Origin of the sequence: Streptococcus sp. 27098_8_82, assembly GCF_041431615.1 — a bacterium.
In the GTDB taxonomy this organism is placed as follows: Bacteria; Bacillota; Bacilli; order Lactobacillales; family Streptococcaceae; genus Streptococcus; species Streptococcus sanguinis_K.
This window is the reverse complement of the sequence record NZ_JAPVYB010000008.1, coordinates 1-13,415: the sequence shown is the minus strand read 5'-3', so window position 1 is coordinate 13,415 and position 13,415 is coordinate 1. Positions and strand designations below refer to the sequence as shown.

The window sequence follows — 13,415 nt, the reverse complement described above, 5'->3', positions numbered from 1 at the left end:
AAAATGGATATAAAAGCAGAAGTAATTGAAATTATTGAAGAACTATTTATGGAAGATGTGTCAGACATGATGGACGAGGATTTGTTTGATGCTGGTGTCCTAGACAGTATGGGGACGGTCGAGCTGATTGTTGAGCTGGAAAACCGTTTTGATATCCGCGTGCCGGTGTCAGAGTTTGGCCGTGATGACTGGAACACAGCCAATAAAATCGTTGAAGGCGTAACGGAGCTTCGCAATGCTTAAACGACTCTGGCTGATTCTGGGGCCGGTTTTCTGCGCTATGGCCATGGTTGCCCTGCTCTTTTTCTTCTATCCGCTTGATAAAAAGCATGATATAGAAGCAGAGAAGCGCTCAGCAGTGACCCTGACAGCAGAAAACTTCAAAAGCCGCAGTAAGAAAGTGACAGCCTTGACCGATAAGAAGATGCGCTTTGTGCCCTTCTTTGGATCTAGCGAATGGCTGCGCTTTGATAGCATGCATCCGGCAGTGCTGGCTGAGAAATACGATCGCTCCTATCGGCCTTATTTTCTAGGTCAGCGCGGGGCAGCATCATTTAATCAGTACTTTGGTATGCAGCAGATGTCTTCTGAGTTGGAGGGACAAACGGCGGTCTATGTAGTGTCGCCCCAGTGGTTTACCAAGACTGGCTATGATGCTTCGGCCTTTCAGCAGTACTTCAACAGCGATCAGCTGACGGCTTATCTGTCTCAGCAGCAAGGAGATGCGGCGGCGCAATATGCAGCCCAGCGCCTCCTGCAGCTTTATCCAGATGTCGCTATGGCAGAGAGCGTCCAGAAGCTGTCTGAAGGTAAAAAGCTGAGCAGCTTTGAAGAGCGCCATATTGAGATGATGGCTCATCTTAATGAGCGTCAAGATGCTTTTTTTAGCAACTTTGCTGCCCTTAATAATGAAAATTATGACCAGCGAATTTTGCCTTATATGGCTGATTTGCCAGACACCTTCTCCTATCAGGCTTTGGAAGAGATTGCCACAGCAGAAGCCAAGAAGAAGACCAATAATAACCAATTCGGCATAGACAATCAATTTTACAAGACCCGTCTAGCCGGCAAGGTTGCCAAGCTCAGAGGTTTTCAGACCAAGCAATCTTATGAAAAATCCCCTGAGTACAACGACTTGCAGCTGGTTCTGGACCAGTTTGCCAAGTCAAAGACCAATGTCATCTTCATCATTCCACCGGTCAATTCTAAGTGGATGGAGTATACAGGACTCAGTCCTGAAATGTACCAGCGGACAGTGGCTAAGATTCGTTACCAGCTGGAAAGTCAGGGCTTTACCAACATTGCTGACTTTTCTAAGGACGGCGACAAGCCTTACTTCATGCAGGACACTATCCACATGGGCTGGAACGGCTGGCTGGCCTTTGACAAGGCAGTTGATCCTTTTGTAGCCAATCCACAGCCGGCGCCAAACTACCAGATGAATGACCGCTTCTTCACTAAGGAATGGTCTCAGTATACTGGCAAACCAGAAGAATTCAAATAAGGTTGGGATTTTCCAGCCTTATTTTTATAAAGGAAGAAAGATGAAGATTCGTTTGTCCCAAACAAAAGATATCCCAGCCATTATGGAGATTTATGATGTGGCCCGTCAGTTCATGAAAGATCAGGGCAATCCGACTCAGTGGGATGGAGGCTATCCCAGCGCAGGCTTGATTGAGGATGACATTGCGGCTGGCCATTTCTTTGTTGTCGAGGAAGAAGGGCGGCTGGTCGGCACCTTTGCTTTTATCATTGGAGAAGACCCGACCTATCAGGTCATCGAAAAGGGAGCCTGGCATTTTGCAGAGCCTTACGGCACCATTCACCGCATCGCCTCGAACGGGCAAGTCAGAGGGCTATCCCGTCAGGTCTTTGATTTTTGCTGCCAGCAGATTCCCTATTTGCGAATCGATACCCATGCGGACAATCAGCCTATGCAGGCAGCAGTGCTGAACTACGGCTTTAGAGAGTGCGGCATTATTTATGTGGCTGACGGCAGTCCTCGCCTGGCTTATGATTATCATCAATAAAAAAATCTGCCCTTGAGCAGATTTTTTGCGTTATATCAAAACATACTTTTCTACAGCTTCTGCAACTCCGTGCTCATTGTTGCTTTTGGTGACGGCTTTTGCTTCGGTTTTGACTGCTTCGGGGGCATTGCCCATAGCGACTCCAAGTCCAGCCAAGCGCAGCATAGGAAGGTCATTGAAGTTGTCTCCGATTGTCATGACCTGCTCTAGAGGCACTTGGTAGTGCTGGGCAATTTCGTACAAGGCTTGCTCCTTGGAGACATGCTTGGCCGTGACTTCCATGTAGTTGTCCTTAGAAAGGTAGAAGGCTGTCTTGGGAAATTCTAAGGTCTGTAGGTAGCCGTAAAGTTTCTGGATGACAGGCGCTTGATCAATCAGGAGTAGCTTGTGGACGGGCATTTGCGCATTCAGCACTGGGATTAGCTCATTCTGAATCATCGGTCGCTCACCTGTAATAGCTGCCTCTATCTGCACCCACTTATCCAGACGGTCAGCGATCCAATCCTTACCAGAGTAGAGATTGATGGACACGCTAGGAAATTCAGCCTTGACCAGTTCCAGAAAAGTGCGGATTTCTTCCTTATCCAGAGGGTGCTCGATAATGGTCTCATAAGCTTGCGGGTCGCCCTTGATGACCAGAGCGCCATTGTAGCAGGCTAACGGATTATCTCCCAGTTTCAGCTCACGCGCAATGGGCTCCATGCCTAGAGGAGAGCGGGCAGAAGCGAGAACGAAAGGGATTTTTTCTCGGCTTAGCAGGGGAATCATGTCCTTGAGCTCAGAATCTACTTGGTGCTGGTCGTCCAAAATGGTGCCGTCAATGTCGCTGATAATCAGGCGAATCGGTTGGTTTGTCATAGCTCTTCCTCCTTTGTGTCTAAAAGATCGATTTAATAAATTATTTTAACCTTGTCTCCTATCAGTTCTTGGACCTCAGGGCTGGGCGCTTGGTCCGTAATCCAGTAGTCAAAGTCGCTGACAGGACCCAGGATGTACTTAGACTCTTTCTGCCACTTGTCTTGCTCGGCCAGCAGGATTTTAGTCTTGGCGTGCTTTAAAGCCAGTCTTTTCAGGTGAGCATCAGTCTCGTCTTCAAAGCTGACTAGACCGTCAGAGACACTAGCTGCTCCGATAAAGGCAATGTCAAAAGAAATTTGCTCCAGCAGCTCTGCTTCATTGAGCGCGTAGTAGAATCGGTTTTTGGGATAGAATTTTCCACCTAAGAGGTGAAAATCTACTTTATCCTGACTGCTCAGCATGATTGCATTATCCAGAGAATGAGAGTAGATTGTCATAGGCTCCTTGATGCGCTGGGCCAGATGGAGAACGATGGTTGAGACATCAAAGAAAGCAATCTGCCCCGGCTTGAGAAAGTCATGGGCTTTCTGAGCAATAGCCTTTTTTTCTTGACTTAGTCGGTTGATGCGGTCGTTAAAGGAGGGGATTTTCCGGCTAGTGTCTAGCGGGATAATACCTCCGTGGGTGCGTTGCACAAGCCTACGCTCGCTTAAAATTGAAAAATCTCGCCGAATAGTATCTTTAGAAACCTGAAAATGCTCAATCATATCCTTGGCTGACAGCTGTTTTTTCTCAGCTAAGAGCTCTAAGATTTCAGCTAAGCGTTGTTCTTGGTACATGCTTGGCCCTCCTTGCTTTTCTAAATAGAGTATAACACGATAGATAAGTTTTTACAAGTCTTTTTAATGTTTTGCAAGTTTTTTTTGAAATGCGCAGGAGAAAATCAAAAAACCGAGCAAATCTCGGTTTTCATGAATTATAATAATCGAAACATGTTTTTCAATTAAGGTGTTTGGATATTGACAGATCCATCGCTGCCGACCTTAACATCAACACCGCCGCCTTGAACATGAACGCCATCTTCATTTACGCTAACACCAGCGTTGTCAGTTTGTACATTAGCACTACCGTCTCCGTTAGTTTCAACAGAAGCATCTCCGCTTTCGTCTCCGCCATTTACATTAACGCTAGCATCTCCGCCGTTTACGTTGACTTTGGCACTACCGCTTTCTTCAGATGTGCTGCTAGAGCTTGTCTTAGCTTTAGATGAAGAAGATACGCTTGAGCTTGAACTTTCTTCAGTCTTCTTATCTGCAGAATTTCCGCAAGCTGCCAAAAAGAAAAGTGCAATTAGTGGTAATAAAAATAAAGAAATTTTAGATAATTTTTTCATCTTACCCCTCCTTCTAGTATAATATTAAACGAATATTTCATTTGAAGCAATGAAAAACTGGATTGATACACAAATAACATACCGTGTTAATAAAAATGTTACAAATTATATGTACGATAAATAGAAAATATACAGATTTTAAAAGGATTTTCGCGCTTTCTGAGCTATTTACGTTGTAATCGTTTTGTAACAAACAATAAGTCTATGAGAAAGAGAAAAATAACATTTTTGCAACATTTCTTTTCCTCTGTAAATGGAGAAATCATGCTATAATCAACCTATGTTATCAAGAAATTTTCAGAAACTAATCGAGACAGACACAGTTGCAGCAGCGCGAGCTTTGCTAGGTATGCAACTGATTCTAAATGGCCAGAAGTTAGGCCGGATTGTCGAAACAGAAGCCTATCTAGGAAGTCAGGACAGCGCCTGTCATTCAGCTAGAGGGCGCCGCTCCCCTAAGAATGAATCCATGTATCTGTCAGCTGGTCACTGGTATGTCTATCAGATTCATGGCCATCAGATGCTGAATCTGGTTACCAAGGCTGAAAATGTGGCCGAAGCCGTACTGATTCGAGCCTTGGAGCTACCGGATGGCCGTCTTTTAGCTAACGGCCCTGGCAAGTTAACCAAGTATGCTGGGATTGATAAGCGCTTTGATGGACAGAGTTTAGCGACCTCCAGTCTGCAATTAGCCTATGACCTGACTCCCAATCAGATTGCCAGCCGTTCGCGGATTGGCGAGACCTGCACAGATGCCTGGCGAGAGGAGCCCTTGGGCTTTTATGTGGCCGGCAATCGTCATGTCTCAAAAATGCCCAAGCGAGGCCTGCTGGATGACGAGGATACTTGGAAGAAGGAGTAAAAGATGAAGAAAACAGATATTTTTGAGCAAGTCGTAGAAATTATGCGAGAGCGTAGGCACCAGAGCACTTAGGGCGGGATGTGGACCTAGAAGAGTGCCTCAACTATTGCAAAAACGCTTAGGATTTCTAAGCGTTTTTTCGTCTTTATTATATCTTGTCAAACTTCTCAATGTAAAAGAGAGTTAGCGTCACAATGGCAGCCAAGCCAATGAGAATGAGGATGGCTGGAGTCCAGGAATGGAATAAATCAAAGCTGTATCCAAAGAGGCTAGGTCCAAAGGCGGCCAGAATATAACCACCAGTCTGGGCTAAGCCAGATAGCTGAGCGGTTTGCTCAGGAGTACTGGTTTTCAGCGAGAAAGTAACCATGAGGTAGGGGAAGAGGGCGCTGACGGACATACCGATTAGCAGATTGAGGATGAGCCAGTAGACAAAGGAATCTGTCTTGACCAGCAGCATACCCAGACCAACCATACCGGTTGCAGAAAAGAGAGCAATCATCCCCAAGCGTTTTTTAGCGGATAGACGCGTTGTCAGACTAGGTATCGTCATGGCCAAAGGAAGGCTGATAAAGGAAAAGATAGAGGCCAAGAATCCAGTAGCATCATTGGAAAGTCCTGCCAACTGACCAAGAGTCGGCAGCCAAGTAATAGCCGTATAAAAGAGTAAAGACTGCAGGCCACCGAAAACAATCAGAGCCCATACTCTAGGATTTTTTAGCAGGGAGCCCATTTGATGCTCGCGGCTTTTGCTAGTCAGTTGGTGATTATGCCGGCTGTTGGGAAGCCAAATCAAGCAGGCCAGTAAGCAGATAAAGGTCAGGACGAGAATCAGTCCTTTCCAGCCAGCTAAGCGGACAATAGGCGCAGCCAAGGGAGACATGACTGAGATGGCCAGTCCCATAGAAGTGATATAGAGTGTGGTTAGAAATCCAATTTTCTCTGGCTGATTAGCCTGAATGACATTGGGCAAGAGCACATTTAAGACAGCGATGGCAGCCCCTAGCATGATTGTACCTGCGTAGAGTAGAGGCAGGTTAAAAATACGAATAAAAGAGCCCAGAGTCAGCACAATAATAGCTATGGTAAAGAGCTTTTCCAGGCCGACCTTTTGAGCCAGGCGTGGGGAAAAGGCTGAGCAGAGGGCAAACATAATCAAGGGCAGGCTAGTCAGCAGTCCCAGAGAGTTGACGGGAACTTGCAGCCCCTTAGCAATATCGCCCAGCACAACAGGCAGCACTGCAAAAGGTGCCCGTAGGACAACCCCCACCATCAGAATACCTGGAAGCAAAAATTTCGAATGTTGCTTTTTCATAAAGTTGAGTTTCCTCCTATATAAATATCAAAATAAAATCAGTCCATCAAATCCAGAAAATACTGGCTGATAACTGTTTCTGGCAAGGTTTTCTTCTGCTGGAGCCACCAGCTGACCGTCTCCACAAAGGTAGAAGTCACGTAATTTCTCAAAAAGGGCTCTGGTAGCTGAGATTTTTTTCGCAGGAGCTGTTCCTGAATCATCGGAAAGAGATAGTTTTCCAGCTCAATCTTTAAGCGATTGGTGAAATAGATATTTTTCGAAAGCAGCAAGGTTGCAATCTTGTCCTGATTCTTTTGGAAATGCTTGAAAATATGGGCGGTTGCTTCAAAGAGATCCTTGCCGTCGTCACGTTCAAGAAAGGTATGCTGAAAGAGGTCTTGGCAAACCTCCTCTAGCAAGGCTTCCTTGGTATCGAAATGGGCATAAAAAGTCGACCGGCCAACGTCTGCCAGGTCGATGATTTCTTGCACGGTGATGCTTTCATAACTTTTTTGATGCAGCAGGCTGATAAAAGCTTGGTAAATAGCTGCGCGTGATTTCTTGACTCGTCTGTCCATAGCGTTTCGGAACAAAAGAGCAGGATTGTTCAGTAACAGACAAAGCCCCTCAATTGCTTCTTGTTTCCTTTCTGAGAATAAGGGATAATAAAGATGAAAAAAACTGAACAAGGTGTTCCGTTTTGATTACATTATACTATAAATTTTGCTAAACTGAAAGGAGGCAGCTGTGAAATCTAGTAAAAATATGACTATTGCCTTTCTGTTAAACTTTTCCTTTGCCATTCTTGAGTTTATCTTTGGCTTTATGTTCAATTCCAGCGCTGTATTAGCCGATGCCGTGCATGACACGGGAGATGCGATGGCCATCGGACTTTCCACCCTTTTTGAAAAAATTTCTAATAAAAAAGAAGACAAGAAATACACTCTGGGCTATAAGCGCTACAGCCTTTTGGGAGCCTTGCTGACCTCGGTCATCTTGCTGGTCGGCTCGATCTTGGTGATTATCGAAAATGTACCCAAGGTCTTTGCGCCTGAAAAGGTTAATTATGACGGCATGCTGGTGCTGGGTATCTTTGCCATTATAGTCAATCTAGCAGCCAGCAAGGTTGTCGGTCACGGGCATGGACACAGTCATAATGAGTCCATTCTCAGTCTCCATTTCTTAGAGGACATTCTGGGTTGGGTGGCTGTTATTCTGGTCTCTATCGTTTTGCGCTTTACCGACTGGTATTTTCTAGATCCGCTGCTTTCCCTGCTCATTGCAGGCTTCATCCTCAGCAAGGCCTTGCCTAAGTTCTGGGAAAATATCAAGATCTTTCTGGATCACATCCCAAGCGATATTGATTTGAGCCAGCTTTATCAGGAAATTCTGGCGGTTGAAAACGTTCAGGCTATTACCCAGCTCAATGTCTGGACCACAGACGGTTTGGAAAAATTTGCCATGATCCATATCTGTCTTGAAAACCCAGATCTGCTGGCCGAGACCCAGACTACTCTGCGTCAAGAACTGCAAGCCTATGGCATCACCAAAATCACTATCCAGACGGATAGCAGCTTGGAAGAGCACGAAGAGTGGTGTTTAGGCGGGGAGAGTGATTTAAAACCTCATACTTAATAGTACTACTGTAAACATATCTCTACAGTCCGATAATCGGGCTGTTTTTTCGTTTTGCAGTCTAATTTCCATCACTCAACTGGTTCTATTTTTATGATTTTCTTCTTATTTAATTTCTCTATTTCTTTGTCTGAAAATTCTAGCCTTTTTGATTTTGTAGTTTTTCTATAAAAAATAGACAAGCTGAGTACATTGTGCATTTTTAGATAGGTTTTACATATAATAAAATGCAAATGTATTGACAATGCATTTTCTTTAGCATATACTATTGGGTAGGAAGAAACAGGCAAAGCTTGCTAAGCCTTGTCCTGAAGCGCCTTTCCTAAGCATATCGACTACCGATTAGAAGAGGACAGATGCTGTCACACTGTCCATCTGAAGGTTGAAAAAGAAGCAGTAAAGGGGAAATTTCCTCAAAAAAATTTGCTTTTTTTTATCCTCGAAGTAAAAAAACGCTTTAAAAAAGTGTCAAAAAGCTTGATATAACAAGGTTTTGTCAAAATTAAACATTTTTTTAAATGCAGTCATTTTTTTCGAGGCAAACCTGTTGACAAGATGTCAATTATGTCATATACTGTGATAGGTAAATGTTTTTTAAAGCAAATAAAGCTTTTGTTCCTAGCATTTCCTACCAAAATATGCATATCGGTAAAAAGAAAAAACCATAAGACAAGAATTCTTATCTTATGGCACTGGCTGCTTGATGATTCGGGTTAAACCAACTTCACACACACACGGTTTAACCTGCATCTAAAAGCATGAGAAATTTTGCAAGAGAACTTGCTTTGTATAGTATTTAAGAACGCAAGAACAAATGTTTTTGGCATCTGCTTTTTTGCGCCCCTTTTGACAAATCTAAAACGCCCTTGTCAATCCTAGGATTGGTTTAAGGACTGTTTACTAGGTTTATCAAATGGAGATACTGCTCAAAGCATCTAACTTAAAACATTAAGTTTGGTTCTATTGGTAAATTTTCCATGTACTAGCCTAACTTAAAAAGCTTAAAGAAACCTTAAAGGAAACTTTAAGCGAGGGAGATTTTTTTAAGAAAGCTGTTATCTATTAACGCATAGAAAGAATTGAAGGATTTTTACAAAAAAATCACAGACAGGAGAAACAAATGGCACTAATCGCTATATTGGTTCAATTCAATCTGATAACGGCAGCTCAAAAAGAAGAAATTCTTCAAGATATGCCACAATCAAACATGCAGTTAGAGAGATATCTAATCAGCAAGGGCTATGTGACAGAAGAGGATATGCTGAAAGTCATGAGTTACTATTACCGTGTACCTCATGTCAATCTATCACAGTTTGTGATAGAAAAGGAAGCTGTCGAGAAGGTTTCAGAAAAAGTTGCTAAACGTCATGGATTGATTCCGATCTCTTTCACAGATGGGGAAGAGGGAGAAGAACCCAAGTTAGTAGTTGCGATGGCAGACCCAAGCAACTATATCGCCCTAGACGATGTTAAAATCGTTTCTAAGATGGCGGTAGAACCTTATGTAACTTTTCGGGATGATATTGAGAAGTATATTGATCAATACTATTCTAAAGGAGAAGAAGCCCAACAGGCAGCGACCGAAATCGAAGGTTTTAATGTGGACGAGGAGATCGTCGAAGAAGATCTCGAAATCAAAAACGCTCCGGTTGTACGTTTGATTGACTCGATTATTAGTCAGGCAATCAAGACGCGGACCAGCGATATCCATATTGAGCCCTTTGAAAAAGTTGTTCGTGTTCGTTTCCGGGTTGACGGGACTTTGGTGGAAAACATGCAGTTGAAAGCCAATGCTCACTCAGCCATTGCGACACGGATTAAGATCATGAGTGGTCTGGACATTGCCGAGCGGCGGATTCCTCAGGATGGACGGATTGAAACAACCATCGACGGCAAAGAAGTCGATATGCGGGTTTCAGTCTTGCCTACTGTATTCGGTGAAAAAATCGTTATTCGGATTTTGAGCCGGAATGCAACCCTCCTCAGTAAAGAGGAGCTGGGATTCTCACCAACCAATCAGAAGCTCTTTGAAGATATTCTTAAGGCGCCAGAAGGCATTATCTTGCTGACTGGTCCTACAGGAAGCGGAAAGACAACCACTCTCTATACAGCGCTCCGTGAGCTCAATGATGTAGGAAAAAATATCATCACCGTTGAAGATCCGGTTGAGTACCGATTGGAAGGGGTCAACCAAGTTCAGGTAAATAATAAAGCTGGACTGACCTTCGCGAGTGGTTTGAGAAGTATCCTGCGTCAGGACCCGGACATCGTTCTCTTGGGGGAAATTCGGGACGAAGAGACAGCTAGTATCGCGGTTCGTGCCGCTATCACTGGTCACGTCGTTCTCTCGACTATCCACACCAATGACACAGCTAGTACAGTCAACCGTTTGGTCGATATGGGCATCAAGCCTTATCTGGTATCAACGGCGACTGTCGGTATTATCGCACAGCGCTTGATTAAGCGCATCTGTCCTAAGTGTAAGACTGAGTACACTGTAGAAACAAATGAACATGCAGGTATCGGTATTCACAAGGGAGACACCTTGTATCGCGGACGCGGCTGCAACTACTGCAGCGGCACGGGATACTATGGACGTATTGCCATCCACGAAATCATGGCGGTGACAAGGGAGATTAAATCACTAATTAATGATGGTGGAACAACGTCACAGCTTCGAGCAGAAGCTAAGAAAAATGGTATGCGAGACTTGGCGGAGGAGGCCATTGATATCGCAAAACAGGGGACTACAACGATTGAAGAAGCAATGAAGATTGCCTTCAGTCTAGAAGGGGAAGTTTAGGATGAATTTGGATGAGTTAATTAAGCAGGCGATTGAAGCGGGTGCATCAGATATCCACTTCACGGTTGGCGCTGAGCCAAGCATGCGTTTGCACGGGAGGTTAACACAACTCAACAATACAATTTTGACCAACGAAGACACGGTTCGCTTCACCAAGCATATTTTAAATGAGAAGCAGATTGCTCATCTTTTAGAAGTCGGTGAAGTGGACTGTGCCTACGAGGTCGATAATGGCTATCGCTTGCGGGTCAATATCTTTAAGCAGAAAAACAACTGCGGGATTGCCTTGCGGGTTATTCCCAAGGATATTCCATCTATGGAATCTCTGGGATTGCCACCAGTTATCAAAAAGCTGGCTGAGAAACGCCGGGGGCTGATATTGGTTACCGGACCAACAGGAAGCGGAAAGTCAACGACCCTGGCAACCATGATCAACTACATGAACAGCTTGCGGGATGAGCACATCATCACGATTGAAGATCCGATCGAGTATATGCACACGCATAATAAGTGCTTGGTCAACCAGCGTGAGCTGGGAGCGGATACGCAGAGCTTCGGTAATGCCCTCCGCGGTGCCCTTCGTCAGGACCCGGATGTCATCCTAGTCGGTGAGATGCGGGATAAAGAAACGATTGAAATCGCTCTGCGTGCGGCGGAAACAGGTCACTTAGTCCTGTCAACCCTCCACACGGTCGGTGCTGTAAACACCATGGACCGGATTATCGACGTATTTCCAGCCGAGCAGCAGGAGCAGATCCGTGTACAGCTTTCAGCAGTTATGGAAGGGGTTGTATCGCAGCAGCTCATGCGTACAGCGACCGGCAAGGGTCGTGTGGCTGCCTTTGAAATCATGCTGGGAACACCCGCTATTCGCAACCTCATTCGCGAAGGGAAGACCCACCAGCTGCTGACGCCAATCCAAACAGGGGCTCAGCTAGGCATGATTACCATGGACACTTCGCTCATGGGACTCTACCGTCGCAATGTCATCGATCAAAGAACGCTGCTGTCCTACTCAGTGGACCGCGCTCAAGTTGAAAAATCCCTAGGAATAGTGGGGTACTAGAGCATGACAGTATATGTTTGTAAATACTTAGATACTCGGCAAGGGGTCGTTACACTAGAGGTGGACGCGCCTAACCGGACGGACGCTGTCAATCGGATCCGTCTCAAAGGGAAGCCAATCAGTGTCGAAGAAAAGGTCATGGGCTCTAAGGAAATCACCCTTTTCCAAAGTAAGAAGATCAAGCTCAAGGACATATCGCTCTTCTGTAAGCAGATGTCGGTTATGCTAAACTCGGGTATCCCGCTTAACAATGCAGTAGATATCTTAGAGCAGCAGACAGATGCCAAAAACTTGAAGGCAAGTCTGAAGGTTATCAGTAAAGGCTTGAAAGAAGGGAATCAGCTGTCCAAGTCTCTAATCGAGCAAAATGGTCTCTTTCCCGACCTCTTAATCCGTATGGTACAGGCCGGCGAAAAGACTGGTAAGCTAGACGAGGTACTGGAAAGAATGTCTGAGCACTATAACAAAGAGCTCAAGACCAGTCGCCAGATTCGTGGGGCTATGATCTATCCAGCGGTCCTTGCCTTTCTGGCAGTAGCTGCCACCTTGGTCTTGCTCTATGTCGTTATCCCCAACTTCTCGGGAATCTTTGAACAGAGTGGTGTTGCCTTACCTTTGCCAACACGTATCGTCTTGGCAGCTAGTAACTTCGTCCAATCTTACTGGTATATCCTCTTTGGAGGGGTTGGGCTTCTAGTCTTCCTATTCCTGCGTTATCGCAGTACTGAGGCAGGCCGTTACCAGCTGGACCAGCTTAAGCTCAAGATGCCAGTCGTCAAAGGACCGATGCAGAAGATTGTCACTGCTCGTTTCGCCAGCACCTTGGCTACTCTTACCAGTGCGGGTATCCCTCTGGTAGAGGCTATTGATTCAGCTGCTGCAACGACTAATAACGCTGTTGTTATTGACAAGCTGAGAATCGCCAATGAAGGTCTGCAAAAAGGGGAACGCCTAACGGGTATGCTGACCTCGACAGGTCTCTTCCCGCCTATGATGCTCTCGATGGTAAAGATCGGTGAGGAGTCTGGGTCTCTGGAGTCCATGCTCAATAAAACATCGGATTTTTATGAAGAAGAGCTGGAGGCAGCTATCAAGCAGTTACTCTCACTCTTGGAACCAGCCATGATTATCGTCATGGGGGTCATCATCGGGGGAATTGTTGCCTCTGTTATGTTGCCAATGTTTGAAATTGCTAATGCTGTTCAACAGGGCGCTGAAGCAAATCAATAACAGATTATTTACAGAAAAAGTTAGAATTCGCAGAGTAATTGCTCTGCACAAAAAGTTAGGAAAACCGTTCTGATGCTGGGAGTTTGTGGGGTCTCCCAGCTAGGAACAAAACGAATGCCCCTGTGGGCGGAAATAGTAAAAATTATGAAAAAATAGGAGATCTATTCAAAATGTTAAACAAATTGCAAAAGTTCCGTCAGGACTTGAAGAAAAAAGGTAAAGGTTTTACCTTGGTTGAGTTGATTGTCGTAATCATCATCATCGCTGTTCTTGCAGCAGTAGCGATTCCAGCTATCACAGG

At 45.0% G+C, this 13,415-nt stretch carries 14 protein-coding genes; 9 read left to right on the top strand and 5 right to left on the bottom strand.

Annotation, left to right across the window (positions count from 1 at the left end; all coding sequences use genetic code 11):
* Positions 1 to 3 precede the first annotated feature (3 nt).
* Genes dltC through O3627_RS10050 form a run of 3 tightly spaced genes read left to right on the top strand, consistent with a single transcriptional unit; the run spans position 4 to position 2,030 of the window.
* Positions 4 to 243 carry a D-alanine--poly(phosphoribitol) ligase subunit DltC gene (dltC, locus tag O3627_RS10060; RefSeq protein ID WP_002894204.1) on the top strand — a complete coding sequence of 80 codons (240 nt, stop codon included), beginning with the start codon at positions 4 to 6 and terminating at the stop codon, positions 241 to 243.
* Positions 236 to 1,504: a D-alanyl-lipoteichoic acid biosynthesis protein DltD gene (gene dltD / locus O3627_RS10055; protein ID WP_371621374.1), complete on the top strand. Its 1,269-nt coding sequence runs from the start codon at positions 236 to 238 to the stop codon at positions 1,502 to 1,504. Before dltC ends, dltD begins: the two co-directional genes overlap by 8 nt.
* 40 nt (positions 1,505 to 1,544) lie before the next feature.
* Positions 1,545 to 2,030: an N-acetyltransferase gene (locus O3627_RS10050; protein ID WP_371621373.1), complete on the top strand. Its 486-nt coding sequence runs from the start codon at positions 1,545 to 1,547 to the stop codon at positions 2,028 to 2,030.
* Between the two features lie 30 nt (positions 2,031 to 2,060).
* On the opposite strand, the gene O3627_RS10045 is transcribed toward O3627_RS10050, so the two are convergent.
* The 3 genes from O3627_RS10045 to O3627_RS10035 all read right to left on the bottom strand — a co-directional run bounded on the left by O3627_RS10045 (position 2,061) and on the right by O3627_RS10035 (position 4,221).
* Complete coding sequence (locus O3627_RS10045) at positions 2,061 to 2,888, bottom strand: Cof-type HAD-IIB family hydrolase (protein WP_371621372.1); 828 nt, start codon at positions 2,886 to 2,888, stop codon at positions 2,061 to 2,063.
* A gap of 32 nt (positions 2,889 to 2,920) precedes the next feature.
* Complete coding sequence (locus O3627_RS10040; protein ID WP_371621371.1) at positions 2,921 to 3,667, bottom strand: DeoR/GlpR family DNA-binding transcription regulator; 747 nt, start codon at positions 3,665 to 3,667, stop codon at positions 2,921 to 2,923.
* Between the two features lie 164 nt (positions 3,668 to 3,831).
* Positions 3,832 to 4,221, bottom strand: a complete 390-nt coding sequence (locus O3627_RS10035; protein WP_371621370.1) for a hypothetical protein — start codon at positions 4,219 to 4,221, stop codon at positions 3,832 to 3,834.
* A gap of 280 nt (positions 4,222 to 4,501) precedes the next feature.
* Here O3627_RS10035 and O3627_RS10030 point away from each other — a divergent pair, with 280 nt between their 5' ends.
* The gene (locus O3627_RS10030; RefSeq protein WP_371621369.1) at positions 4,502 to 5,083 is read left to right on the top strand and encodes a DNA-3-methyladenine glycosylase; all 582 of its coding nucleotides are present in this window, start codon (positions 4,502 to 4,504) and stop codon (positions 5,081 to 5,083) included.
* A 148-nt stretch (positions 5,084 to 5,231) separates the two neighbouring features.
* Here O3627_RS10030 and O3627_RS10025 read toward each other — a convergent pair whose 3' ends face one another.
* Together O3627_RS10025 and O3627_RS10020 are read right to left on the bottom strand one after the other, a co-directional pair.
* Entirely contained in the window at positions 5,232 to 6,398 is a 1,167-nt protein-coding gene (locus O3627_RS10025; protein ID WP_371621368.1) for a CynX/NimT family MFS transporter, read from the bottom strand.
* Positions 6,399 to 6,436: 38 nt separating this feature from the next.
* A complete protein-coding gene (locus O3627_RS10020) occupies positions 6,437 to 6,958 on the bottom strand; it encodes a TetR/AcrR family transcriptional regulator (protein ID WP_002894195.1) in 522 nt (173 codons plus the stop codon).
* A gap of 169 nt (positions 6,959 to 7,127) precedes the next feature.
* On the opposite strand from O3627_RS10020, the gene O3627_RS10015 reads away from it, so the two are divergent.
* The 5 genes from O3627_RS10015 to O3627_RS09995 all read left to right on the top strand — a co-directional run.
* Positions 7,128 to 8,015 (top strand): cation diffusion facilitator family transporter, encoded by an 888-nt coding sequence (locus tag O3627_RS10015; protein ID WP_125382999.1) that lies wholly within the window; start codon positions 7,128 to 7,130, stop codon positions 8,013 to 8,015.
* A gap of 1,120 nt (positions 8,016 to 9,135) precedes the next feature.
* Positions 9,136 to 10,818 (top strand): GspE/PulE family protein, encoded by a 1,683-nt coding sequence (locus O3627_RS10010; RefSeq protein ID WP_002899360.1) that lies wholly within the window; start codon positions 9,136 to 9,138, stop codon positions 10,816 to 10,818.
* 1 nt (position 10,819) lies between these two features.
* Positions 10,820 to 11,884 carry a type IV pilus twitching motility protein PilT gene (locus tag O3627_RS10005; protein WP_011837691.1) on the top strand — a complete coding sequence of 355 codons (1,065 nt, stop codon included), beginning with the start codon at positions 10,820 to 10,822 and terminating at the stop codon, positions 11,882 to 11,884.
* 3 nt (positions 11,885 to 11,887) lie between these two features.
* Positions 11,888 to 13,114, top strand: coding sequence for a type II secretion system F family protein (locus O3627_RS10000; protein WP_002899358.1), 1,227 nt, complete (start codon positions 11,888 to 11,890; stop codon positions 13,112 to 13,114).
* A gap of 170 nt (positions 13,115 to 13,284) precedes the next feature.
* Positions 13,285 to 13,415, top strand: a 131-nt coding sequence (locus O3627_RS09995; RefSeq protein WP_371621375.1) for a prepilin-type N-terminal cleavage/methylation domain-containing protein, incomplete at its 3' end; no start/stop codon positions are given.

Coding starts and splice junctions, on each gene's coding strand:
- dltD (WP_371621374.1), top strand. CDS start 236: ATGCTTAAACGACTCTGGCTGATTCTGGGGCCGGTTTTCTGCGCTATG.
- O3627_RS10050 (WP_371621373.1), top strand. CDS start 1,545: ATGAAGATTCGTTTGTCCCAAACAAAAGATATCCCAGCCATTATGGAG.
- O3627_RS10010 (WP_002899360.1), top strand. CDS start 9,136: ATGGCACTAATCGCTATATTGGTTCAATTCAATCTGATAACGGCAGCT.
- O3627_RS10030 (WP_371621369.1), top strand. CDS start 4,502: ATGTTATCAAGAAATTTTCAGAAACTAATCGAGACAGACACAGTTGCA.
- O3627_RS10005 (WP_011837691.1), top strand. CDS start 10,820: ATGAATTTGGATGAGTTAATTAAGCAGGCGATTGAAGCGGGTGCATCA.
- O3627_RS10035 (WP_371621370.1), bottom strand. CDS start 4,221: ATGAAAAAATTATCTAAAATTTCTTTATTTTTATTACCACTAATTGCA.
- O3627_RS10020 (WP_002894195.1), bottom strand. CDS start 6,958: ATGGACAGACGAGTCAAGAAATCACGCGCAGCTATTTACCAAGCTTTT.
- dltC (WP_002894204.1), top strand. CDS start 4: ATGGATATAAAAGCAGAAGTAATTGAAATTATTGAAGAACTATTTATG.
- O3627_RS10045 (WP_371621372.1), bottom strand. CDS start 2,888: ATGACAAACCAACCGATTCGCCTGATTATCAGCGACATTGACGGCACC.
- O3627_RS10000 (WP_002899358.1), top strand. CDS start 11,888: ATGACAGTATATGTTTGTAAATACTTAGATACTCGGCAAGGGGTCGTT.
- O3627_RS10025 (WP_371621368.1), bottom strand. CDS start 6,398: ATGAAAAAGCAACATTCGAAATTTTTGCTTCCAGGTATTCTGATGGTG.
- O3627_RS10040 (WP_371621371.1), bottom strand. CDS start 3,667: ATGTACCAAGAACAACGCTTAGCTGAAATCTTAGAGCTCTTAGCTGAG.